We start from the raw sequence: 23,672 nt of genomic DNA on the forward strand, positions 1-23,672 counted from the left end.
TCAGACCATGCCGCCGTTGGCGCGGAGGACCTGCCCGTTGATCCACCCGCCCTCCGGACCCGCGAGGAAGGCCACGGACGCGGCGATGTCCTCCGGCGTGCCCAGCCGCTCCAGGGGGTTCAGCTTCGCCATGCGGTCCACCAGTTCCGGGGACTTGCCGTCCAGGAACAGCTCGGTGGCGGTGGGCCCGGGCGCCACGCAGTTGACGGTGATGTTCCGGCCGCGCAGCTCCTTGGAGAGGACGGCGGTCATCGCCTCCACGGCGGCCTTGGTGGCCGAGTAGACGCCGTAGTTCTCCATCCGCAGGCCAATGACGCTGGTGGAGAAGTTGATGACGCACCCCCCGTCGCGCAGGCGGCGCGCGGCTTCACGCAGGCCGTTGAAGGTGCCCTTGATGTTGACGGCCACGTGCTGATCAAACAGCGCGTCGTCGAAGTCCGCGAAGCGCACGAACTTCCCGATGCCGGCGTTGTTCACCAGCACATCCACCCCGCCGAACGCTTCGTTCGCCGCGTCGAACATCCGGGGAAAGGCGGTGGGGTCGGCGACATCCGCCTGGAAGCGCAGGGCCCGGCCTCCCGCCGCTTCAATCCTGCGCACCACGTCCTCCGCCGCGTCGCGGTTGCCCGCGTAGTTGACGATGACGTTGAAGCCGTCGCGAGCGAGCCGCTCCGCCACCGCAGCGCCGATGCCGCGCGAGCCGCCCGTCACAAGGGCCGTCTTCTTCTGGGTCTGGGTCGTCATGGGGGTCTTCTCCTCTGGGAGCGCCGTCGTCCGAGCTGGGGCGCCAGGTGAGGACAAGATGGACCTTTCCGAGCCACGGATAATCGGCTTTGTTCCGGCATCACTGTTCGACAGGGCGGACAATGGACCGGTTCGACGCCATGAAGGCCTTCACGCGCATCGTGGAGCGCCGGAGCTTCACGCAGGCCGCGAAGGACCTGGGGCTGCCGCGCTCGTCGGTGACGGACGCGGTGAAGCAGTTGGAGGAGCGGCTGGGCGTGCGCCTGCTCCAGCGCACCACGCGGCACGTGAGCCCCACGCTGGATGGCGAGGCGTACTACCAGCGCTGCGTGTCCCTGCTGGCGGACCTGGAGGAGGCGGACGCGGCGTTCGTGGGCGGACAGCCGAAGGGGCTGGTGCGCGTGGACGTGCAGGGGACGCTGGCGCGCAAGGTCGTGCTGCCACGGCTGCCAGAGTTCCTGGAGCGCTACCCGGGCATCGAGCTCTACATGAGCGAAGGCGACCGGCTGGTGGACCTGGTGCGCGAGGGCGTGGACTGCGTGCTGCGCGCGGGTGAGCCCAAGGACAGCGACATGGTAGCCCGCAGGGTGGCGCTGCTGGAGGAGGTGACGTGCGCGTCCCCGGCCTACCTGGCGCGGCACGGCGTGCCGGAGAGTGTCGAAGCGCTCCAGCGTGGTCACCGCATGGTGGGCTTCCGCTCGTCGCTGACGGGGAGCCTGATCCCGCTGGAGTTCACGGTGGGCGGCGAGGTGCGCCACGTCGTGCTGCCCACCACGATGTCCGTGAACGGCGCGGAGACCTTCGTCGCCGCCGCGCGGTTGGGGCTGGGCCTCATCCAGGCGCCGCGCTACCGCCTGGAAGAGGACTTCGGGCGAGGCACGCTGGTGCCCGTGCTGCCCCAGCACCCGCCGACGCCCACGCCCGTGTCCCTGATGTACCCGCGCAACCGGCAGCTGTCCCCGCGCGTGCGCGTCTTCATCGACTGGCTGACGCGGGGTTTCACCGCGCCGTGAAGCGAGGGCGCCTCAGCGCAGCTTCAAGCCCTTGGGACGTGCCTGCAGCCGGTCCACGTAGGCCTCCAGCTTCGGCCGCCCCGTCGAACCGCCCAGCATGCGCTGGTAGATGAACATGGAGCCGATCATCACGTCCGCGGCGGTGAACCAGTCGCCGAACAGGTAGGGGCCGTCTCCCAGCTCGCGCTCCACGGCGTCCAGCGCCTGCGGGTACTCCGTCCACCCGCGCTGCGGCGGCGTGGGGGCCTGGGCCATGTGGTCGCCCATGGACGGCTCCAGCTGCGACGTCGAGTACACCATCAGCGACAGGTACCGGCCGCGCTCGGGCGCATCCACCTTGGGCGCCAGCTTCGCCTGCGGGTACTTGTCCGCGATGTAGAGACAGAGGGCGGCGTTCTCGAACACGCGCGCATCTCCGTCCACCAGCGCGGGCAGCTTGCCGGCGGGGTTCACCTGGAGGAACTCCGGCGACTTCTGCTCCCGCTTCTCCAGGTCGATGGGCACGATTTCGTACTCGACCCCCGCCTCGTCGAGCATCCACTTGCCAATGACCGCCCGGCTGCGCGGATTGAAATAGAGCTTCATGCAGGCACCTTTCGTGAGCACCACGTTGGACCGCCCCCCGGGCACAACGCCCGGGGCGCGGGCCGCATTCGCTCACATCTGGTGCGTCTAGGGCACGGCCTTCGTCGCGGGAGGACCGGACGGCGCGCCCAGCTTCTGGAGCGCGTCCGCCGCGTTGGTGTTCTTCGGGTCCAGCTCCACGGCCTTGCGGTAGTTCGCGCGCGCCTGCTCCTTGTCGCCGACGGCGAGGTACGCCTCCCCCAGGCTGTCGTAGACGTTGCCCACCTTCGGGAACATCTCCACGTTGAGCTTGAAGATTTCGACGGCGTCCGCCGCGCGCTTCATCCGGAGCAACTGGTAGCCCAGGCTGTTGAGCTCCCCTTCGGAGTAGTCATACGCATCCGGCTTCGAGGCCTTCAGCTCGCGGTAGTGCGCGACGGTCTTCGCGACGGGCTCCTTGTCGAGCGTCTGGCTCAGCAGCTCCCGGATGCCCACCCGGGGCGCCTTGGGCGGGATGCCGTGGAGCACGCTCAAGAGGCCCGCGGACAGCTCCTTGAGCTTGTCGCCGCGCGACGTGTTGTCCAGGAGGATGACCACCTCCCTACCCACCGGCACGCGGTAGATGCGCGAGCTGAATCCGTTGATGCCGCCGCTGTGGCCGATGGTGGCGAGCACCGTCTTGCCATCGTTCAGCGGCAGCGGGTCCATGCTCAGGCCAAAGCCGTAGTTCTCCAGGCCGGGCGTGAACATCTTCTGCTTCAGGGCCTCCGGCAGCAGCTTGTTCTCGTAGAGCGCGCGGTCCCAGCGGTAGAGGTCGTCCACCGTCGAGTACAGCGACCCGGCGGCATACGGCAGGGACATGTCCAGATAGGTGGCGTTCACGTAGCCGTCCGGCGCGAGCTCATAGCCGCTGGCCCGCTTGGGCAGCACCGTGGCGTAGACGTCGTAGCCGGAGTCCTTCATGCCCAGCGGCGTGAAGATGCGCTCCTGCACCGCCTGCGCGTACGTCTTGCCGGTGACGCGCTCGATGATGGCGCCCAGCAGGAAGTAGCCGGAGTTGTTGTAGGAGAATTTCGAGCCGGGTTCGAACTCCAGGTCCCCGCTGGCGAACTGCTTCACGAAGTCCGCGACGGCGTAGGGGTTGCGCGACACCTTGGCGAAGAAGTCCGGCGCGTTCGTGTAGCTGGGGATGCCGGACGTGTGGTTGAGCAGGTGGGTGAGGGTGACGCGCGAGCCCGTGTCCTTGCGGTAGTCCGGCAGGGCCGACACCAGCGTGTCGTCGAGCTTCAGCTTCCCCTCCGAGACCAGCTGGAGGATGACCATCGCCGTGAACTGCTTGGTCACGGACGCGATGCGGAACTTCGTGTCCGGCGTGTTGGGCACGTTCCATTCGAAGTTGGCCTGCCCGTAGGCCTTCTTCAGGACGATGCCCTTCTCGTTGGCGACGAGCGCCACGCCGTTGAACTGGCGCAGCTGGTGGTACTGCGTCAGCAACTTGTCCAGCTCCTGCTGCCGCGTCGCGGCACCGGCGGCGACAGGGATGAACAGCAGGGCCACGGCCAGCACGCTCAGCAGGCGCAACGGGTTCCAGATCATTGGTTCTCTCCCACCATGAGCCTACATACGCCCGGTTGGCGGAGCGATTGCACCCGGCGAGTCCATGGACTGGAGGAAGCGGATCGCGAGCGGCAGCGCGACACGGCCTCCCACGCCGCCGCCCTCCACGAACACCGCGAAGCCGATGCCGTCGCGCACGCCGACGAACCACGCATGGGTTTCAGGCGGCACGGACGTGCCGAACTCCGCCGTGCCCGTCTTGCCCATGAGGCCCGGGATGCTGGCGGCGGACTTCGCCGTGCCGTCCGTCACCACCGCGCGCATCAGGTCGCGGAGCATGGCCGTCGTGCCCGGATTCAGCCGCGACTCCGGGCCGGGTTCCGCGTCCGCGAGCAGGCGCGGCGCATGCCAGACGCCGGTGGCCGCCGCCGCCGCGACGGTGGCCATGTGCAGCGGCGTGACCAGGACGCGCCCCTGGCCCATGGCGTCCGCCGCGCGCTCGGCGTCGTCTTTCGGCGGAGGGAGGGTGGCGCCCGGTGACGGCAGTCCCACGTCGTAGTTCACCCCGAAGCCGAAGCGCCGGGCCGTGTCCTCCAGCGCGCGCGGGTCCAGCTTCGCGGAGAGTTGGATGAACGTCGTGTTGCACGACAGCGCGAACGTCCGTCGCAACGTGGTGACGCCCAGCACCTCGGATTCGAAGTTGCGGAAGCGCTTGCGGCCCACCGTCACCTCCAGGGGACAGTCGACGCGCGAGTCCGGCTTCAGGCCGCTTTCGAGCAGCGCCGTGGCCGTCACCAGCTTGAACGTGGAGGCCGGGGGATAGCGCCCCATCAGCGCGCGGTGCCACCCTTCTCCCAACGGCCGGCTGGCCACCGCCAGCACCTTGCCCGTGGCCGTGTCCACCGCGACCAGCGCGGCGGGCTGGGTGACGTCCACGAGCGCCGCCTCCGCCGCCGACTGCACGTCCATTCGCAACGTGGTGCGGACATCGCGTCCCGGCTCTCCGTCGAAGCGGTACAGCAGCTCGCTGCCGCCAGAACGGCGCTGGAGCCGCACCTCGCCGGAGGGACGTCCCGCCAGCGTCCGTTCCTGCGCGCGCTCCAGGCCGGACAGTCCCACCACGTCGCCCGGCTGGTAGGGCTGGCCCAGCGACTGGAGCGCCTCCGCCGTGATGTCCCCGACCCGGCCCAGCGTGTGCGCGGCGAAGCCCTCCGCGGGGGTGAGGCGCGCGGACCTCTTGCGGAAGAAGATGCCGGGCACCGGCGCGAGCACGGAGCGAATCTGCTGGTAGCGCTCCTGGCGCACGTCGATGAACGCGATGAACTGCTCGGGTTGCGCGCTCGCGGCGTTCAGCGCGGCGAGCACCTTCGCGGGGTCCACGCCGAGCTGCGACTGGAGCACGTTGGCCACGGCCGCGCGGTCCTTCACCCGGCCCGGCATCACACCAATGCGAATCACCTCTCCCGGCAGGGTGAGCGGATCCCCATTCGCATCGAGCAACCCGGCGCGAGGGCCCCAGCTCCGCGTGCGGCCGAAGCGGTCTCCGGGCCGCGCGTCGGGATGGAACACCTCCGGCGTCCAGCGCAGGCTCCAGCGCTTGCTCCGAAGCACGAAGCGCAGACGGGACTCGACCTCCCAGTCACCCAGTCCGCGCAGCGTGTGCACGCCGTGGAACCTCACCACCGCCGTGGTGGCGTCCTGGGACTCGAGCACCACCTGGTCGAAGCGCGAGGCGATGACGCCCAGGTCCTGCCTCCAGCGCGCGTGCTGCGCGTCGAAGTCCTGGGGCGCGTCCACGAGCCCCTGGCGCTGCGCGGCCGCGTCGTTGCGCGCCCAGGCGTCCAGGTACCGCAAGGCCAGGTCCTCGGCGCCTCCGCGCACCACGGCGGGCGTGGCGGGCGCGGCGGGCTTCGTGGCTCGCGGCGCGCACGCGGGAAGCAGCAACAGGAGGCAGAGCCCCGCCCAGGAAATGAACGCCCGTCCGTACACGCGCCCCCCTCTACCGCGCCCTCTTCGCCGAAGCGAACATCCGGCGGTCGTCGTCTCCACCTGGACCGGCTGTCGGTCCACCGCGCGCACGCACGGCGTGGATCAGCGGACCGTCTGCTCCTGGGTCTTGCTCGCGCCGTCGCCCGTCGCCGTGAGGGTCAGCGGACCGGCGGCCGCGGCGCGGAGGTAGAAGATGCCTTCGCGCTGCGGGTTCTTCAGGCTCACCACCGCCACGGGCGCATCCGAGCAGTCCGGCAGCAGGTGGAAGGTCGCGCCCGGATCCGACGCGGCCAGAGCCACCTCCGGCACGGACAATGAGGCCAGATTGCCGACCAGGTCCCAGCCCTGCACCACCAGCGCATCCGAGCACGTGTCCACGTCCACCGTCCGCGCCGGAGTGGCGAAGCCCACCTGGCGGTCCTCGCCCTGCGTCACCACGTCCACGCCGATGGCGGTCTCGTACAGCTCGCCGTTGTACCCGTCACCGCTGATCCGGTTGCGGCTGATGAGGTTCGCGGTTCCGTTGTCCGAGATGGCGGCCTGGTAGACCTGGTTCGTCAGGTCCTCCTTGCTCAGCTCGTTGCCGAGCACCTGGATGTTCTGGGGCGCGGCGGGCGGGTCATAGTCGCTTCCTTCCGCCTGGATCAGGTTGACGCCGACGTCGTTCCCCACCAGTTCGTTGTCCTGGATGAGCAGGTCGTGGCACAGCTCCCGCCCCACGCCGTAGGACGAGCCACCCACCACCAGGATGCCGGAGCCGTAGTCCGCGGACCGCAGGTCCTCGAACAGGAACGCGTTGCCCTGCACCTCGTTGCCCACCACCTGCCCGGAAGCGCCATACGCGAGCTGGATTCCAGTGCGCGAGATGCGGCTGGTAGGCCCCAAGCCGTCGAGGGTGTTGTCCTCCAGCGTCACCGCCACCCGCCCCTGCACCACCACGCCCACCTTCTGGTAGCCCGTCAGCCGGTTGCCCCGGATGACCACCGGCACCGGCGCGCCTCCCACCGCGCTGCTGCGCACGTCGATGGCGAAGCCCTCCTGGCAGCCGCTGATGGTGCCCTGGTTCAAGTCCTCCACGACCGTGTTCTCGATGGTGCCGCTCGCGTCCTCCAGCAGGATGCCGCGCAGCCGGTCCACGCCCGCGTCACACACGTCCGACAGATTGCGCGCCGTCACCGTGACGAACCGCACGTTCGCCACCGTGCCCCGGTTGCGCAGCACCGCGCCCTTGTAGTGGTCCCCCGCGCCGTCCTCGGACGCGGTCACCGTGTGCCCGGCCCCGTCGAACGTGAAACCGTCCGGGATGAACACCGCGCTCTGCACCACGCAGTCCTCACGCAACGTCACCTGCCCCGGCGACAGGGTGATGGCGCAGGCGGTCTCACCCGGGCCGCAGCGCCGGCCCGTCCACGTCACGGAGAAGGAGTGCCGCGTGCTCGCACCCGAGGCGTTCGTCACCACCAGGTCCACGGTGGGCGTCACGTCCGCCGACAGGCAGGAGAGCTCCGTCCAGTCCACCGTGCTCGTCGCGCCATTGCCCACCGGCGTACCGAGCGCGCCCACGTTCGACGTCCAGGCGAACGTCATCGCCTCGCCGCGGGGATCCGTCACGTCCACCGTGAACGTCACGCGTTCACCCGCGAGCGCGCTCGTGGCGGACTGTGACGTGGTCTCCAGGACCGGCGGCGCCTCCGCGCGCACGCACAGGTTCACGACCTGCTCCGTGCTTCCACCGAAGCCGTCCTTCACGGCGCCCTTCAGCTCGCAGCCACAGCCCGTGGGCGCCTCCTTCGGAGTGAAGACGGGCCTGGCCAGGGTGGCGTTATCGAAGTCGCCCTGGCACATCGCGCTCCAGGAGTACGTCAGCACGTCTCCGTCCTCGTCCGTCACCGCCGCCGTCGTCGGGACCTGGAAGGTACTGCCCAACATCACCTGCTGTTGCTCTCCGGCCACGGACGCCACGGGCGCTCGGTTGAACCACGTCTTCCTCAACGACGCGGGCCCGCGCACGGTGCCCACGCCCATGTGGAACTGGAGCGTGGACACCGCGCCCTGTGCGTCCGTGACACGCAGGCTGATCAACACGTCATCCTTGAGGGTCGGGTCGTAGTCGGTGCCAGCATCGCCCTCGGTGCCAGCATCGGGGACCGGCGTGCGTGCGGCTGTCCATTCACAGGTCGCTTTCGCACAGCCGAGCAGCCCGCCGGAGGCGGTCCATTCGTAGTCCAGCTCACCCTCTTCCTCGTCACTCGCCTGCGCGCTCAACGTGACGGATTCGCCTGGCGCCACGATGGCGCTTTGCGCCCGCACCTCGTGGATGCGCGGTGCGTGGTTGGCCAGTCCTGGCGCGACAGACTCCGGCAGGGGAACCAGGACCACGAGCGACTCCCCATACAGCGGCAGCTTCACCCCGGCGTCCGATTTCACGGAGGCCACCACCTCCTTCGCGGAGTCCTCGGCGGCCACGGACAGCTGGATCTGCTCCTCGGGGGACTCCGGCTTCACGACGGCCGTCCACGCGATGCCGCCATCCGGATCCGTCGCGGACGTCAGCGCCTTCGACTCCGTGGCGCCCGACGCGTGCGTCACCGAGGCCGTCACCGCGGCGACCGCGGATGACCGGGGCGGCGCGACCACGAGCCGCGCACCACCGGCCAGCGGCGCCGTGACGGCGGGCTCCTCCTCCACGCAACCGAACGTGGTCAGCAGCAACAACCCCACGAGGTGCAACGCACGGGCGGGCTTCAGGGTCACGGCATCCTCGGGGAAGGCGGACGGGAGTGAGAACGATACCGGGTGATTCCCACACGTCCAATCCACGGGGAGCACGGGCCGTGTGCGCCCGGCCCGCCGTCCAATGCCTGCCAGTCCCCCGCGACCCGAGGGCCGGTGCTACGGCAATCCTTGCTCGGCGCTGTACTGATCGACCCATTGCGCGATCCGCGCAATCACCCGCTCGTGGTCATGGTCCAGCTCCGGCAGGAGGGCCTCGCCGTACCAGAGCGGGTGATTCCGCAGGTCCGGACGCTGCGCGAAGACCCACTCCCGGAAGGCCGAATGCTCCGGCGGATGGCCCAGGTCCTCTCGCGCCCAGTCGTAGGCGAAGATGCACATGCGCAGATACGACACGTTGATCGACTGGTAGTCGGGCGCTCCCACCAGGAACATGCGGGGCCGCTCACACCAGAGACGCATCCAGGCCAGCAGGTGCGTGGGACGAGGGATGGAACCCATCCGGGAAGTCTAATCCCCTCGACGATGAAGTCCTCTCCCGAGCGTTCACGCCACCCTCCCGCCGCATGGTCTCGCGCAGTGTCGCGGTGTTGGGTTCCGCCGCGTGCACCCGCCCGAGCCCCGCCGTCCCCAGCCCTGGCCCATCCGGCTCGCACACTGGGCCAACGTGCCGCTGCTCGCCATCCTCGCGGCCAGCGGGTTGCAGATCCTCGCCGCGTATCCGCGCATGGGAACTCGCGGGCGGCCCATCGCGCTCTACCCCTTCCAGGATGCCGTGCCGCCATCGTGGCTGCGCCTGGGGGACTGGCTCGCGGGGGCGCGCAGCTGGCACTTCGCGTTCGGTTGGTTCCTGGCCCTCAACGGCTTCGTGTACGTGCTCTACCTCGCCATCAGCGGCGAGTGGCGCCGCCGCCTGTTCCTCCCGCGCCGCGACACGCGCGATGCCGTGGCCACGCTCGCGTACTACCTGCGGCTCCGCCCCGCCCCCGCGCAGACAGGCCTCTACAACGGGCTCCAGCGGCTGGCGTACACCGCCACGCTGCTCATGGGCGCGCTGTCCGTCCTGTCCGGACTCGCCATCTACAAGCCCGTGCAACTCCGGTGGCTCACGGCCCTCTTCGGGGGCTACGACCCCGCGCGCTTCGTGCACCTGCTGCTGCTCGCGCTGTTCGCGTTCTTCACCGTGGGCCACGTCGTCCTCGTCGCCCTGCACCCGCGCACCTTCGGGGAGATGATCACCGGCGGGAGGAAGCCCGATGCCTGAGCGCGTCCTCACCCGCCGCCGCGTCCTCCTGGGCGCCGCCGCGCTCGCCACCAGCGCGTGCGACTCCCAACGTCCGCGCGCGGGCTTCCTCGGCGTGATGGACCGCTTCAACGAGCGCGCCCAATCCGCCCTCTTCCACCCCGGCCGGCTCGCCCCCGAGGAGCCCGTCGAGCAGCTCACCCCGCTCGGCGACTTCCCCCAGTACTTCCTCTCCGACACCGTGCCACTGGCCCCCGCTGACTGGAGGCTGGAGGTGGGTGGACTCGTGGCCCGCCCGCGCGCCTTCACGCTGGAGGAGTTGCAGCGACTGCCCCGGACCGACTACCGGATCCGCCACCACTGCGTGGAGGGCTGGAGCGCGGTGGCGTCGTGGCACGGCGTGGCCATCCGCGACCTGGCTCGGGCCGTGGGCGCGGACACGCGCGCGGGGTTCGTGGAGTTCCGCTCGTTCGACCAGGGCTACTACTCATCCTGGGATGCGCCGAGCGCGCTGCACCCTCAGACCGTGCTCGCGTACGGCATGAACGGAGCGCCGCTCATCCCCGGCCACGGCGCGCCACTGCGCCTCTATTCGGGCGTGAAGCTGGGCTACAAGATGGTGAAGTACCTCACCACCGTGCGCTTCCTCCCGGAGGCCACGGGGGGCACCTGGGAGGACCGGGGCTACGAGTGGTTCGCCGGCGTGTAGCCCGTGGGCCTTCAGCGCTTGGAGCTCACGACGCCCGGCAGGAACGGCGTGAAGCCGCGCTTGCGCAGGGCCTCGCGCTCGGCGAGCAGGGCCGCCAGCGCCGCCTCGCGCGTGGGGAAGTGGTTCACCGCGGCGCCGTTGATGACGCCGCTGGTGCTGATGAACATGAGCGTCATCTCGTCGCCGCCGTAGCGGTACGAGCGGTGCGTGCCGCGCTCCAGCACCTCGCGGCGCACCTTGCCGAAGGTGCGCCCCGCCGTGTGGCGGACGACGAGCCCATCCAGGTTGATGAGCAGGTCCACGCGGCCGTTGAACTTGGCGAACTGCGCCTCCACGTCGTCCCGCCAGCGCAGCACGTCTTCATCCGTCACCAGGATGCAGTCGGTGAAGTTCGCGGTGACGACGTCGTGCTCGGCGTCGCGTTCGAAGGACATCCCCCAGGCCATGGCATGTCCTCCTTCAGGCCTGCGCGGCGTTGCCCGCGAGGAACGCCGACACCAGCGCGGCCGTCTCCGCCGGACGCTCCACCTGGGGGTAGTGCCCCGGCCCCGGCAGGTGCGTCATGCGCGCGTTCCGGATGAGCCCCACCACCGCCTGCTTGAGGAACACGGGCGGCAGGAACGGATCATCCGTGGCCACCACCAGCGTGGGCGCGGTGATGGCGGACAGCCGGTCCGCGAAGCCTCCCGCCGTCCAGGAATCGAAGCACTGCTCGATGGCGTCCTTCGACACCGCGCCCGAGTCCTTCAGCAGGACCTCCAGCGACTCCGGCGACAGCTGCTTGCAGGCCAGGCCCAGGATGGTCTTCTGCTTCTCCCGGTCCCCGGCGGAGGTGCGGAACAGCCCGGCCGCGTCCGGAGGCAGCGGCAGCCCCGACGCGGGCACCGTGTTGAGCAGCACCAGGCCGCTGACGCGCGCAGGCGCATCCGCCGCCACCCACTTGGCGATCTGCCCGCCCATGCTGTGGCCCACCACCGCGAAGCGCTGCGCCTTCGCGTGGTCCGCCACCGCGAGCACGTCCTTGGCGTACTGCTCCAGCGTGTACCCCGACGCCGGCCGTCCGGACTGCCCGGTGCCGCGGTGGTCCGGGACGATGAGCCGCAGGCCGGTCATGTCCAGCTTCTCCAGCATTGCATCCCACACCGCGCCGGACACCATCCACCCGTGCACCAGCACCACGTCGCGAGGACCGTCCCCCAGGACCCGATAGTGCAGGGGTGTTCCGTCCGTCGCGTTCGTCGTGGGCATGGGGGGTCTTCCTCCGGGGGGAGATCTGCTGGAAGTCGTTGCTTAAAGGGGAAGCGTAGCAAGCCACGACTGGGGCGTGGCCGTCCACCTGCTCGGGGGTTGCCTGACGGCCGGAGAGGCGAGCTGTCCTGTCGGGTAGGTGCGTGGAGAGGGAATGAAGGGTGGGAGCGGGTGCGCGCTTACGGCAGACTCGGGTGCGTCATGACGGATGGACGCAGCGGGACGACGGGAGCGAAGCGCACGGTGTACTGCGAGGACGCGCTCGCGTGGCTGGACGCGCAGCCGGTGTTGGAGGGGTGCTCGATGGTGGCGTCGATGCCGGACGTCTCCGAGTTCCCCTCGCTCACGGTGCCCCAGTGGAAGGACTGGTTCGTGGGTGCGGCGGCGAAGGTGTTGTCGCGGGTGCCGGCGGACGGGGTGGCGGTGTTCTACCAGTCCGACGTGAAGAAGGACGGGGCGTGGGTGGACAAGGGCTACCTGGTGTCGAAGGCGGCGGAGGCCGCGGGGTGCGACACGCTCTGGCACAAGGTGGTGTGTCGCAGGACGCCGGGGACGGTGACGTTCGGGAGGCCCGCGTACTCGCACCTGCTGTGTTTCAGCCGGGGGTTGAAGACAGACGCGGCGAAGTCCACGGCGGACGTGTTGCCGGACCCCGGCGAGGTGACGTGGACGCGAGGCATGGGGCTCAACGCGTGCCTGGTGGCGTGCCGCTTCATCCTGGAGCAGACGCGCACGCGAACGGTGGTGGAGCCCTTCTGCGGCCACGGCACCGCGCTCGCGGTGGCCAACGCACTGGGTCTGGACGCAGTGGGCGTGGAGCTGAGCCGCAAGCGCGCCCGCCGCGCGAGGAACCTCCAGGCCACGTGGACAGGCGGGAAGCTGGTGCTGTCCAGCGCGGTCGGTGACGGCGAAGAAGACCCGTCGCCGGAGTGACGGCTCAGGCCGCCTGGGCTCCGGCGAGCGCCTGGGCCACGTCCTTCTCCAGCTGGGTGAGGAACGTCTCGAACAGGCGCTCCTCCAGCGCGAGCGCGGGCTCCAGCGTCGTGCCCACCTTCGTCAGGCGCTCCGTGCACGCGTCCTCGATGGCGCGGCGGTGGGACTGCTCCTCCACCACCACGCGCCCCAGCTCCTCGCGCACCACCGCGTGCCGCGTGGCCGCCTTGTAGAGCGGATAGAGCACCATCGCCCGGCGCTCCACCACCGACGTGGTGAGCAGGTAGTGCAGGTACACGTCCGTCGTCCCCGTCACGCCCGTCACCCACTCCGCCAGCTGGCGGTCCAACGACTGGAACCACGCCGACGCCGCGCCCACGCTCAGGAACTCCGTCACGTCCTCGCGGCCTGCCACCTCACAGGCCAGCTGCTTGAACGTGAACGCGTGGCGCGTCTCGTCCGCCAGGTGCCCCAGCACCTCCAACGACGGGTGCCTGTCCGCCACCGTGCGCGAAATCTTCCGCGCCCCAATGAACTCCAGCAGCGACAACGTGTGCAGCCACCTCACTTCCAACTCCGGAGACTGAGCCAGCTGCCGCAACACCGTCTGGATTCTGTCACGCATGGGGCGCCCCTCTATCGCGCCCCTCACGTCCTCCCAAGCACTGTTGCTCCGGACAGGAGTCATCACTCGCCCTGACCGGGAAGACAGGGACGGCGGACTGGCCAACAATGTCCGTGCCCCCGGGTTTGACCGGGAGGTCTCCGCCGCCGTTTGCTTACCCGTGTCGAGGGCTGTGCCTGGTGCCGGGGGGTTGACCAGCATGCGTCCGTATCGCGGAGACCTGCATCCGCCCGGGCACCGTCCAGCCCGCGCCGCCGCGTGGCGGTCCGGCACCGGAGCGCGCGCATGAAGGCCCTGCCCCTGTCCTCCTGCCAGGGAGTGACGACCTTCCGCCGCTGGATGCGCGCCCAGGACTCGGGCCGGCTCCTCTCGTCCCTGCGCATGCGCCCCCTCGCGGGCTACCTCCTCCGAGGCTCCGCGCTCGTGGGCGCCGTCGCCTGGGCCCCCGGCGTCCACACCTTCTTCGCCGTGCCCTTCACCCCCGCGCTCGCGTGCTTCCTGCCCGGCGCCGTCCACCGCGTCGCCTTCGCCTGCGCGCACGCACGCCACCGGCGCGTGGGGGCCGTGAGCTGGCTCGCGTGGCTGCCGGGCCTGGCGCTGGAGCACTTCTTCCTCGCGGGCCTCACCGCGCTCGCCGCGCCTCGCGGGGCGCTCGTCCTCGGCGTGCTGCTCATCGGCACCTCCGCGGTCCACGGCCGGCGCTACCGCGTGACGTGGCGCGAGCCCTTCCTCATGGTCGGCACGCTCGTGGCCCTGCTGGGCGCGGCGGCACTGGCGTGGCACTCCCAGAACGGGCTGCTCCTCGCCGTCGTGGGGCCCGCGGCGCTGGTCGCGCAGCTGTACCTGGGCTCGCTCGCCATGCGCTACGACCAGGCCCGCGCGGACGCGGACCGCCTGCGCGCCGCCGTGCACGCGCAGCTCGTGGAGCAGCAGGAGCGCGACGTGGGCCGCCTCACGCAAGCCATGGCGGAAATCCTCGGCCACCACCAGGGCATGGACCAGGTGCTGCACGACGCCGGCACCGCCGCGGACATGATGAAGGCCTTCGGCACGCAGCGAGGCTCGCTCGCGCGCACTGGCTTCGAGGACCAGTCCCGCCAGCTCCAGGACAGCCTTCGACAGCTCCAGGAGATGGTGAAGGAGGTGCGCGCCAAGAGCCGCCGCTTCGCCGGCACGGAGCCGGAGGCCGTGGACCTGGGGCTGGTGCTGGAGTCCGTGCAGGCCCAGGTGTCCCTGCGCTTCCCGGACGTGGACATCCACGTGGAGATGCAGATGTCCCGGCCGCCTCGCGCGCTCCTGCGCGGCGGACCGCTCACCCTGCGCCGGGTGGTGGAGAACCTGGTTGTCAACGCATGCGAGGGCAATGGCGAACAGGGCGCATCCCGGGTCTTCATCCGGGCACGCACCGAACCGCTCAGTGGACGCCTGGAGGTGGAGATCGAGGACGACGGACCCGGCTTCCCTCCCGAGCGCCTCAACGCGCCCGCGGAGGAGCTCTACACGACCAAGTCCCAGGGCACGGGACTGGGCCTCTACACCAGCGAGTGCCTGCTCCGCGCCAGCGGAGGACTGCTGCACCGGCACAACGGACCGGGAGGCGGCGCCCTGCTCCGCATCCTGCTGCCTCGGGAGTACCAATGAAGCCCCTCAGAGCCCCCACTCCGATGCCGTCCACGACCCTGACGCGCGGGCGCGCCGCGAATGAAGCGGTGGCCCCGTCCAGCGGCCCGGCCCTGCTCACCCCGTTCGACGTGCGCGCCTACCATGAAGCCCTCGCCGCGCGCGGACTCGCTCGCCAGGGCGCGAGCCCCCGCGTGTACTGCCACACGGGCCTGGTGGACCGGCTGCCTCCGCCCGGTACACCAGGGCCGGAGCTGCGCGAGCGTCTGAGGGACTCGCAGGAAGCGATGCTCGTGGAGCTGGCGCGCGCCATGGGCCCCTTCCCGGACGGCGGCGAGGTGCTCGACGTGGGCAGCGTCCTGGGCGGCAGCGCGCTGTACTGGGCCCAGGAGCACCGCGCGCGCGTGACGGCGATGGTGACCGTGCCCACGCACCTGGAGCAGGTGCGCCGCTTCGCGCACGAGGCGGGCATGGGCGCGCACGTGCAGGTCCGGCTGTGCACGGGCGAGCCGCCCCGACCCCGCGAGTGCTACGACGCCGTCATCGCCGTGGAGAACACCTGCGCCATGCCCCGCGCGGAGTGGCTGCGCGGCATGCACGCCCGGCTCAAGCCCGGCGGAGTGCTCGCCATCGCGGACTGCTTCTGGGTGCGGCCCGACGCCGTGCATCCCTCCGAGAACGCGTGGAGCCGGCACCTGGGCAGCGTGAACGCGTTCCTCGCCGACGCGCGTGAGGCGGGCCTGGAGCTGGAGGCGCATGACGACGTGTCCGCGCGAGCGGTGGGCTTCTGGACGCTGAGTTCGGAGCTGCGCGTCCACGAGCACCTGGCCCGAGCACCCACGGACGCCCACAGCCTGCGCGCCGCGCTCAACGCCGTGCGCGCCGAGTCGCGCCGCGAGCACCTGTGGCTGCAACAGGGCCTGCTGGATGGCGGGCTGGAGTACGCGCTGCTCGTGCTGCGCCGCGAGTCCTGATCCGTTGCCCACGGGCAGGCGGCCCGGCGGGCCCCTGCCCCATGGCACGTGGAGAGGGCGGCCTGGCGGCGCGCGGCCCTCGGACGATGTCCCTGCGTCGCCCCACCCCCAGCCTTGGGTTCGTCACACCAACACGGGGGTCGAGCATGAAGGGTTTCACGCGATGGATGGTGCTGGGGGCGGTGGCGGGCGCGATGGCCCTGACCGGGTGCCAGAGCAAGGACCGCTCGCAGGAGAGCATGGGCGGCGGGACGGGAGGCGCCGGAAGCACCCAGGACACCCAGGACACCCAGGGTACGCAGGGCACCCAGGGCACCGAGCCTGGCATGGGCGCGGGACATGAACAGACCCAGCCCCAGGGCGAAGGTTCGACGATGGATCAGGGCACGGGCGGAGCCGGCTACGACGCGGGCACGGGCGGATCCGGCTACGACTCAGGCACGGGCGGCTCCGGCATGGAGCCGGGCACCGGCATGGAGGGCTCCGGTGGCTCGGGCGACACCACCGGCGGCAACACCGGCTCCGGCTCGGTCCCCGAGCCCACCCGCTAGGCCTTGAGCCTCGGGACGGCGCGGGCGTGCCCGGGTGGCGCGCCCGCGCCCTTCCTCAAATCTTCACCATCAACGCGCCGGTGAGGCGGCTCTCCGTCTTCACCAGGTCGGGGCTCCATCCGTCCACGAGCGAGCCCGGCGCGCCCTGGTTGCCACCGGGCGGCGTGACGCCTCCGCGTCCGGAGAAGTACGGCACGTTGGCGGCGCGGTGGTTGAACTCCACGCGGAAGGTGATGAACGGTTGCGGGATGACGTCCGCGGCCACCTGGAAGTCCCAAGCGCGGTAGCGGTCGCCCGGGTTCGCGGTGAAGTACGGCGTGCCGGAGGCCGCGGTCGTCCCGTTGATGGGCGGCAGCAGCACCAGGTAGCGCCCGGGGTTGGTGATGGCGCCACCGCCCACGGTCAGCGCCAGCCGGTCCTGGAGAAACCACGCGCGGTGGTACGCCATGAACCCCAGGAAGTACTGCGACCCGCAGTCCACGCCGCCGCCGAACTCACAGCCCGCGTCCAGCGTGAGCGACGCCGCCGCCTTGCTGACGAAGCCGCCCGGCGCGTCGTGGTACTTCACCATCACGCTGTCGTCGGTGTGCACGCGCGTGCGGCCCGGATTCCCCAGCGTGTCCGAGCCGTAGTACTGGTTGCCCACCACCGACAGCCAGCCCGTGGGACGCCACAGAACCTGCCCGCCCACGCCGTAGCCGTCGTTGAAGCGGCCATACGACTGCCAGCCGTTCACGAGCCACGGTTCAATCTTGAGCGTGTCGCTGACGAAGATTTGCGCGCGCACGCCGTTGAAGAACCACGGCGTGTTCGACGACACGTAGGACGGTTGGTAGGTCCAGTTGTCCGCGTTGTAGTAGCTCCACAAGCCGATGTAGCTCATGAAGATGCCGGCCTGCAGGTTGATGCCTCGCAGCGCATCGAAGTGGTAGCCGCCGTAGGCCTCGGAGACGTAGCGGTAGGCGTTGTCCAGGTTCCACTGGCCACGCGTGGGGCTCGCGTCGTTGCGCGGCGTGGTCTGCGAGTACATGCCGAACTGGGTCATCAAGCGGCCCATGACGTTCTTGTAGAGAAAGTCCCCACCGATACCGAGCTGCGTGACCTGCACCTCGCCGTGGCGGAACACCTCACTGGATCCGGAGAGCGTGTCGTCCTGCGGGCGGTTGAAGCTGTAGTGGTACGCCGTATCCAGACGGAACTCGCCGGTGAACGGGCCGAAGCTGAGCGGCTTCTCGTTGGCGCCCGCGTTGCCGGGCAGCCAGGAGAAGTCCGCGAAGGCCAGCGGCGCGGGGCGCTCGTCGGACTGCGCATGCGCGCGCGGTGCGAGCAACAGCACGGCGAGCGCGGGTAGGAACGAGAGGTGGAGCAGCCAGGAGGTGACGGGTCTCATGGCCGGGCCGGATTGCAGCCGTCATACCCGGGGGCGAAACGCGCGGGACTCCAGGAACCCCGCGAGGTTGGCGAAGTGGTCCGTGCCCTCGCGTCGTGCGAATCGCAGGGCGCGCGTGCGGGACTTCGCGCGAAGCGCAAGAGGACTGGACGCGCATCCACTGTGGCGAATTTTCACCCGTGGACTCCCCGTACGACCTGGGGACATGGCCTGTGTCCACCGGCGCGTGACACCTGAAGGCGGGAAGTCGGAGGGAGGGCGGGACTCGGGTACGGTGCCCGCACGATGCGCTTCTCCTTCGTGCACGCCGCGGATCTCCATCTGGACACTCCGTTCCGGGGCGTGGCCACGCACGGCCCGCTCCTGGAGCGCTTCCAGCAGTCCACCTTCCATGCACTCGCGCGCATCGTGGACGTGTGCCTGCGCGAGCGCGTGACGTTCCTGCTGCTGGCCGGAGACCTGTTCGACGTGAAGGACCGCTCGGTGCGCGCGCGGCTGGCGCTGCGCACGGAGCTGTCGCGGCTGGACCGCGCGGGCATCCAGACCTTCATCGTGCACGGCAACCATGATCCGCTGAGCGGCGACACCGGCACGCTGGGTCTGCCCGCGTCGGTGAAGGTGTTCGGTCCGGAGTGGGAGGACGTGGAGGTGCGACGCGAGGGCCGGCGCCTGTGTCACGTGCAGGGCGTGTCCTATCCGGACGTGGAGGTGCGCGAGAACCTGTCCGCGAGATTCCGCCGCACCGGCGAGCACTTCAGCGTGGGCCTGCTGCACGCGAACCTGGGCGGCGACGCGGGCCACGCGAACTACGCGCCCTGCACCGCCGCGGACCTGGCGGCTGGCGGACTGGACTACTGGGCCCTGGGCCACGTGCACACGCGCGCGGAGCACCTGCTGCCCGGCGGCGGCGTGGCGGTGTACCCGGGCAACCCGCAGGGCCGGCACGTGCACGAGACGGGCGAGCGCGGCTGCGTGGTGGTGGACGTGGAGGACGGCGTCGCGCGCAGGCGCTTCGTACCGGTGGACCGCGTGCGCTGGCATCGGCTGGACGTGCCGCTCGCGGGCGTCACGTCGCTGGACATGCTCCAGGCGGTGGCCACGGAGGTGGTGGAGTCGCGCTGCGCGGAGGACTTCGACGGGCACGCGGTGCGCCTCACGCTGGCCGGACGCGGCCCGCTGCACCGGGAGCTCGTGCGGCCGGGAGCGAGGACGCAGCTGGAGTCGGACCTGCGCGAGCGGTTGGCGCGCGCGCATCCGCCGGTGCTGCTGGAGTCGCTGCGCGATGGCAGCCGGCCGGAAGTGGACCTGGAGGCGGTGCGCGCCGGAGGTGGCTTCCTGGGCACGCTGCTGGAAGAGGCGCAGGCGCTGTCCCATGACGACGCGGCGCTCGCGTCGCTGTGGGACGACGAGGACCTGACGACGCTGGGGCAGCGGCTCAAGCGGCTGGGCGTGGATGCGCTGGAGACGCCCCGGCCGGAGCTGGTGGCGCAGGCGGGCCAGCGCAGCGTGGAGCAACTCCACGAGGAGGCATCATGAAGCCGGGCCTGCGCATCAACCGCTTCCAGGTGGACGGCTTCGGGCACTTCCGCGGGTACTCGGGGACGCCAGGGCCAGGGCTCACGCTGTTGTACGGCCCCAACGAGGCGGGCAAGAGCACATTGCTCGCGTTCCTGCGCGGCGTGCTGTTCGGCTTCGAGAAGCGCGGCCAGCCGGAGCGCTACGAACCGGAGGGCGCGCTCTTCGGCGGCGAGCTGTGGCTGGAGACCGCATCCGGCCCGCTGGTGGTGCACCGCCACGGCGGCAAGCGCGCGTCGGAGGGCACGCTCACGGTGCGCGGCCTGGATGGACAGCCGCTGCCGGAGACGCTGCTCGACCAGGCGCTGGCGGACGTGCCGCGCGAGCTGTTCTTCGAGGTGTTCGCCTTCCGCCTGGATGAGCTGTCCTCCTTCCAGCGGCTCGCGCAGCAGCGTGGCGTGTCGGAGGCGCTGTTCGCCGCGGGCATGCAGGGCGCGCGAAGGTTGCCGGAGGCGGTGGAGCGGCTGCGCAAGGATGCCGATGCGCTTTACGCGCCACGCGGGCAGAAGCCCGAGCTGAACCGCGTGATGAAGGACCTGGAGGAGGTGCAGCAGGCGCTGCGCGAAGCAGGAGACCGGCCCGCGCTCTACTTCTCCACGCGCGACCAACTGGCGGAGCGCATCGCGGAGGGCCACTCGCTGGAGGTGGCGCGCAAGCACACCGAGCGTGAGCTGGACCACGCCTCGCGGCTGGAGTCCGCGCTGAGTGACCTGACGGTGCTCGCGCGCGACCGGGCGGAGCTGGCCACGCTGCCGGTGCTGGACACCTTCCCGCCGGGCGCGGAGACGCGTCTGGAGGACGTGCTCCAGCGGCGCAAGACGTACCGCGCCCAGCAGGCACAGCTGCACGAAAGGCTCGCGCCCATCGAAGAGGCATGGGAGCGGCTGGCGGCCCCATGGCCCGTGCGCGAGCGCGCGGAGTCCCTGCGCACGGCGCTGGCCACGTACTCCGGACACTCCGAACAGCTTCGCTCGCTGCCCGCGCGCAGGGCGTCGCTCACGTCGCGGCGGCGGCAGTTGGAGCAGTCGCTGGGAGAGCTGGGGCTCGCGGTGGACGCGGGTGGATTGCTCGCGCTGGACCTGGGCGCGAGGGCGCGAGGCGAGCTGGAGTCGCTCGCGGGACGGCTGGACGCGGCGGACACGGCTCTCGCGCAGGCGGAGTCGGAGCAGGCGCGCACGCGCGAGGAACGGGCTCGGTTGGAGACGACGCTGGGTCGGGTCCAGGCGGAGCTGACCGCACTGCCCGAGACGCGGCCCGCGCAGGTGCGGCAGCGGCAGGCGGCGGTGGGCCGGATGCGCGCGGTGCGCGGAGACCTGGAGCGGCTGGCCGAGCAGCGTCTGGAACAGCGCCGCCAGATGGACGGCGTGCGGGCGCCCACGGACGCGGTGCCGCTGCGCTCGCTGGTGCCGATGTCGTGGGTGGTGTCGGCGGCGCTCGTGGCGCTGGGGTTCTCGGCGCTCGCGGCGTGGATCGCGGGTCCGTCGGTGGGCGTGCTGTGCGCGGTGGGCGGCCTGCTGCTGGTGGGGTTGCTGCTGCTCGTGCGCCACCGCGTGGAGACGGCGCGCAAGGCCAGCCTGGAGGCACAGGCGGCGCGGCACCGCTGGCGGCAGCAGGAGGAGGAGCGCTTCCGCTCGGCGCAGGCGTCGATGAGCGCGCGCGAGGAACTGCTCCAGCGGGAGCTGTTGAACGCCTCCGGCGCGGCGGGGCTGTCCCCGGGCGCGTCGCTGTCGGACCTGGCCGCGCAGGAGTCACTGCTCGCGGAGCAGCTGACGCAGGCCGAGCGGCGCGAGCTGCTGGTGCGCGAGGAGGACACACTGCGCACGGCCTGGGACGCGGCGGTGCGAGACGACCAGCGCGTGGAGGAGGCACGGCTGCGCGCGAGCCAGCGCGAGGAGGTGCTGCGCGAGGAGTGGATGGCGTTCCTGGTGGCACGCCGCTTCCCGGAGGCCCTCTCCGCGGCGTCAGCGCTGACGTTGTGGCTGGATGCCGCGGCGCTGCGGCAGCGGCTGCTGGACCTGCGCACGGACGAAGAGGAGTTCACGGTGGCGGAGGCCGCGTGCGACGCGGTGACGACGCGGCTGTTGCAGGAGGCGCGAGCGGCGGGCATGCCCCCGGGGCAGGCCGAGACGGTGGCCGCGCGGGTGTCCGTGGCGCTGGAGGAGGTGCGCTCCCGGGCGGCCGACCAGCGGCACCTGGACGGTCAGCGCGGCGAGCTGCTGGCGGAAAAGGCGCGGCTGGACCAACTGGCGCTGGACGAGGACCAGACGTGGGAGGCGCTGCTCACGGAAGGCGGCTGCCAGGACGAGGCCACCTTCCGCCGCCGCGCGGTGCAGGCGCGAAGGTACGCGGAGCTGGCGGCCCGGGTGCGCGAGCACGTCCAGCGGGTGCAGGCACTCACCGGCCTGGGTGAGAACGCGGCACACGAAGAGGTACACGCGGCGGGCGGTGAGACGGGCCTGAAGGAACAGCTCGCCACGCTGCGCGAGCGTCACAAGGCCGAAGGCGACCGCCACAAGGCGGTGCTCACGGAGCAGGGCAGCCTGAAGACGCAGCTGTCGCAGTGGGAGAACGACGACCGCGTGTCGCGGCTGCGCATCCAGGAGGAGACGCTGCGCGCGAAGGCCGCGGAGCTGGCCACGCGCTACGCGGCGGACCGGCTGACGCTGGCGTTGCTCGGAAGGGCGCGCCGCAGGTTCGAGGAGGAGCAGCAGCCACGCGTCATCCAACTGGCGAGCGAGCTGTTCTCCGAGCTGACGGCGGGGCGCTACCGCCGCGTCTTCATTCCCGCCGGTGACGCGCGCGAGCTGCGGGTGAGCGACGGCGCCAGGGACTGGAGCGCGGAGCAGCTGTCCCGGGGCACGCGCGAGCAGCTGTTCCTCGCGTTCCGGCTGGCCGTCATCCGCGACTTCGGAGAGACGCGGGGCGCGCTGCCGCTCATCACGGACGACGTGCTGGTGAACTTCGATCCAGAGCGGGCCCGGGGCGCGGTGCGCCTCTTCGCGAAGCTGGCGGAAGCCCACCAGGTCATCGCCTTCACCTGCCACCCGTGGCTGCGCGAACAGTTCGAAGCGGAAGGCGCCCACGTCCTGGAGCTGCCCGGCGCCACGAAGTCCCCACGCGAAGGCGCACAACCGTTACGGGTGGTCTCCAGCGGATAGCTAGAAGTCCTCCGTCATGAGCAGGCAGCCCCAGCCGTCATACGTGCCCCAGGGCGGCGCCACGACGTCGAGGATCTCCTCGCACACCGCGTCCATCCTCGCGTCGTCCACGGTGTCCACCCGGTGGAAGTCCAGGCGCCACATCAGCCCAGGCACTGGAACGATCTGACACCGGAAGCCCTGGAACCCCAGGTCCCGCAGCCGGCCCTCTGCTTCCTCCGCCGCCCGCTCCCACGTGAAGTGCGCGCGGTGCTCCACCTTCCGGGCCACGTCCAGCAGGTCCCCCTCCGCTCGCAGAAGCGCGACCCGCTGGCGGTTCATCCTCACCTGCCACTGCAAGGGCGACGGGAAGAGCATCTGGAGATACACCGTCCAGCCGGGGTCCCGCGTCCGCGCCACGTCCACGTCATAGGCCCCCTGATGGGCCTGCACGAGCGGCCGCACCTGCCTGGCCGTGATGGACTTCGGGCCATACAGGTAGACGTACTGCACGCCTTGATGCACGAGGTGCCCGACCCCCAGCAGCCCCAGGGGACGCAAACACGCCTCCAGCGCGCCCTGCACCGCGAACACCGCGTCCTCCTCATCGCTGTCCAGGAGCCCGTTCGACATCGGGTTCTTCAAGGGGAGGGCCAGTCGCCAGAGCACGGGGTGGCTGGCCATGGGCGCGAGCGGCTTGGCGCCCAGGTCGATCTCCACGGTCTGCGGCCCCACCGTGGACCACCGGAAGTAGTCCTCGAAGGATTCTCTCCAGGGCTTCGCGAAGGACGGAGCGTTCGTGGCGGACAAGTCCAACCTCCGGAGGTCGTGGGCCGGTCGACCTCGCGCCCCCGCGCGGATCCAGACTCTAGCGCACAAAAAAATACTGGGAGCGCGCCCCCTCGACGCGCTCCCAGTAACTCAACCCCTCCCCCGAGGGGTCCCCCTCTCGGATGCGGCCCCCAAAGCTCCGCGTCCGTCCTGCTTTTCCTTCAAGACGTCGACTACCGAAAACCTTGAGTCCCGGAAGATCGACCCCCGAAACCCTTTCCCCCTCTGCCCGGTCC

At 70.8% G+C, this 23,672-nt stretch carries 20 protein-coding genes; 9 read left to right on the top strand and 11 right to left on the bottom strand.

What is annotated here, in order from left to right:
• Window positions 1–744, bottom strand: a complete 744-nt coding sequence (locus tag D7Y04_RS27060) for an SDR family oxidoreductase (RefSeq protein WP_121761131.1) — start codon at window positions 742–744, stop codon at window positions 1–3.
• 122 nt (window positions 745–866) lie between these two features.
• On the opposite strand from D7Y04_RS27060, the gene D7Y04_RS27065 reads away from it, so the two are divergent.
• Window positions 867–1,757 carry a LysR family transcriptional regulator gene (locus D7Y04_RS27065; RefSeq protein WP_121761132.1) on the top strand — a complete coding sequence of 297 codons (891 nt, stop codon included), beginning with the start codon at window positions 867–869 and terminating at the stop codon, window positions 1,755–1,757.
• Window positions 1,758–1,769: 12 nt separating this feature from the next.
• Here the strand turns inward: D7Y04_RS27065 and D7Y04_RS27070 are convergent, their stop codons facing one another.
• The 5 genes from D7Y04_RS27070 to D7Y04_RS27090 form a co-directional block, all read right to left on the bottom strand.
• The gene (locus D7Y04_RS27070; RefSeq protein WP_120579405.1) at window positions 1,770–2,342 is read right to left on the bottom strand and encodes a glutathione S-transferase family protein; all 573 of its coding nucleotides are present in this window, start codon (window positions 2,340–2,342) and stop codon (window positions 1,770–1,772) included.
• An 87-nt stretch (window positions 2,343–2,429) separates the two neighbouring features.
• Window positions 2,430–3,917, bottom strand: coding sequence for a serine hydrolase (locus tag D7Y04_RS27075; RefSeq protein WP_121761133.1), 1,488 nt, complete (start codon window positions 3,915–3,917; stop codon window positions 2,430–2,432).
• A gap of 21 nt (window positions 3,918–3,938) precedes the next feature.
• Complete coding sequence (locus tag D7Y04_RS27080) at window positions 3,939–5,867, bottom strand: penicillin-binding transpeptidase domain-containing protein (protein ID WP_121761134.1); 1,929 nt, start codon at window positions 5,865–5,867, stop codon at window positions 3,939–3,941.
• 102 nt (window positions 5,868–5,969) lie between these two features.
• On the bottom strand, window positions 5,970–8,621 hold the full coding sequence (locus D7Y04_RS27085) for a right-handed parallel beta-helix repeat-containing protein (RefSeq protein WP_121761135.1): 2,652 nt from the start codon (window positions 8,619–8,621) through the stop codon (window positions 5,970–5,972).
• 138 nt (window positions 8,622–8,759) lie between these two features.
• Complete coding sequence (locus tag D7Y04_RS27090; RefSeq protein ID WP_121761136.1) at window positions 8,760–9,101, bottom strand: hypothetical protein; 342 nt, start codon at window positions 9,099–9,101, stop codon at window positions 8,760–8,762.
• A 103-nt stretch (window positions 9,102–9,204) separates the two neighbouring features.
• Between D7Y04_RS27090 and D7Y04_RS27095 the strand changes: the two genes are divergently transcribed.
• Together D7Y04_RS27095 and D7Y04_RS27100 are read left to right on the top strand one after the other, a co-directional pair.
• Window positions 9,205–9,864: a cytochrome b/b6 domain-containing protein gene (locus D7Y04_RS27095; protein ID WP_121761137.1), complete on the top strand. Its 660-nt coding sequence runs from the start codon at window positions 9,205–9,207 to the stop codon at window positions 9,862–9,864.
• Window positions 9,857–10,552: a molybdopterin-dependent oxidoreductase gene (locus tag D7Y04_RS27100; protein WP_121761138.1), complete on the top strand. Its 696-nt coding sequence runs from the start codon at window positions 9,857–9,859 to the stop codon at window positions 10,550–10,552. Before D7Y04_RS27095 ends, D7Y04_RS27100 begins: the two co-directional genes overlap by 8 nt.
• Before the next feature lie 11 nt (window positions 10,553–10,563).
• On the opposite strand, the gene D7Y04_RS27105 is transcribed toward D7Y04_RS27100, so the two are convergent.
• Both D7Y04_RS27105 and D7Y04_RS27110 read right to left on the bottom strand, forming a co-directional pair.
• Complete coding sequence (locus tag D7Y04_RS27105) at window positions 10,564–10,998, bottom strand: hypothetical protein (protein WP_121761139.1); 435 nt, start codon at window positions 10,996–10,998, stop codon at window positions 10,564–10,566.
• A gap of 13 nt (window positions 10,999–11,011) precedes the next feature.
• Entirely contained in the window at window positions 11,012–11,800 is a 789-nt protein-coding gene (locus D7Y04_RS27110) for an alpha/beta fold hydrolase (protein ID WP_121761140.1), read from the bottom strand.
• Between the two features lie 201 nt (window positions 11,801–12,001).
• Here D7Y04_RS27110 and D7Y04_RS27115 point away from each other — a divergent pair, with 201 nt between their 5' ends.
• Window positions 12,002–12,733 (top strand): SAM-dependent methyltransferase, encoded by a 732-nt coding sequence (locus D7Y04_RS27115; protein WP_121761141.1) that lies wholly within the window; start codon window positions 12,002–12,004, stop codon window positions 12,731–12,733.
• Window positions 12,734–12,737: 4 nt separating this feature from the next.
• Here the strand turns inward: D7Y04_RS27115 and D7Y04_RS27120 are convergent, their stop codons facing one another.
• The gene (locus D7Y04_RS27120; RefSeq protein WP_120580532.1) at window positions 12,738–13,358 is read right to left on the bottom strand and encodes a hypothetical protein; all 621 of its coding nucleotides are present in this window, start codon (window positions 13,356–13,358) and stop codon (window positions 12,738–12,740) included.
• A gap of 285 nt (window positions 13,359–13,643) precedes the next feature.
• Here D7Y04_RS27120 and D7Y04_RS27125 point away from each other — a divergent pair, with 285 nt between their 5' ends.
• The 3 genes from D7Y04_RS27125 (at window position 13,644) to D7Y04_RS44580 (ending at window position 16,503) form a co-directional block, all read left to right on the top strand.
• Window positions 13,644–14,999 (top strand): sensor histidine kinase, encoded by a 1,356-nt coding sequence (locus D7Y04_RS27125; protein WP_121761142.1) that lies wholly within the window; start codon window positions 13,644–13,646, stop codon window positions 14,997–14,999.
• Window positions 14,996–15,952 carry a cyclopropane-fatty-acyl-phospholipid synthase family protein gene (locus D7Y04_RS27130; RefSeq protein ID WP_121761143.1) on the top strand — a complete coding sequence of 319 codons (957 nt, stop codon included), beginning with the start codon at window positions 14,996–14,998 and terminating at the stop codon, window positions 15,950–15,952. The genes D7Y04_RS27125 and D7Y04_RS27130 overlap by 4 nt, the downstream gene beginning before the upstream one ends.
• Before the next feature lie 146 nt (window positions 15,953–16,098).
• A complete protein-coding gene (locus D7Y04_RS44580; RefSeq protein ID WP_158627592.1) occupies window positions 16,099–16,503 on the top strand; it encodes a hypothetical protein in 405 nt (134 codons plus the stop codon).
• Between the two features lie 55 nt (window positions 16,504–16,558).
• On the opposite strand, the gene D7Y04_RS27135 is transcribed toward D7Y04_RS44580, so the two are convergent.
• Window positions 16,559–17,893 carry an outer membrane beta-barrel protein gene (locus tag D7Y04_RS27135; protein WP_121761144.1) on the bottom strand — a complete coding sequence of 445 codons (1,335 nt, stop codon included), beginning with the start codon at window positions 17,891–17,893 and terminating at the stop codon, window positions 16,559–16,561.
• A 285-nt stretch (window positions 17,894–18,178) separates the two neighbouring features.
• Between D7Y04_RS27135 and D7Y04_RS27140 the strand changes: the two genes are divergently transcribed.
• Both D7Y04_RS27140 and D7Y04_RS27145 read left to right on the top strand, forming a co-directional pair.
• Entirely contained in the window at window positions 18,179–19,429 is a 1,251-nt protein-coding gene (locus D7Y04_RS27140; protein ID WP_121761145.1) for a DNA repair exonuclease, read from the top strand.
• The gene (locus tag D7Y04_RS27145; protein ID WP_121761146.1) at window positions 19,426–22,626 is read left to right on the top strand and encodes an AAA family ATPase; all 3,201 of its coding nucleotides are present in this window, start codon (window positions 19,426–19,428) and stop codon (window positions 22,624–22,626) included. Before D7Y04_RS27140 ends, D7Y04_RS27145 begins: the two co-directional genes overlap by 4 nt.
• On the opposite strand, the gene D7Y04_RS27150 is transcribed toward D7Y04_RS27145, so the two are convergent.
• On the bottom strand, window positions 22,627–23,415 hold the full coding sequence (locus D7Y04_RS27150; protein WP_121761147.1) for a DUF695 domain-containing protein: 789 nt from the start codon (window positions 23,413–23,415) through the stop codon (window positions 22,627–22,629).
• Window positions 23,416–23,672 lie beyond the last annotated feature (257 nt).

The organism is Corallococcus sp. AB038B, assembly GCF_003668955.1.
Classification (GTDB): Bacteria; Myxococcota; Myxococcia; order Myxococcales; family Myxococcaceae; genus Corallococcus; species Corallococcus exiguus.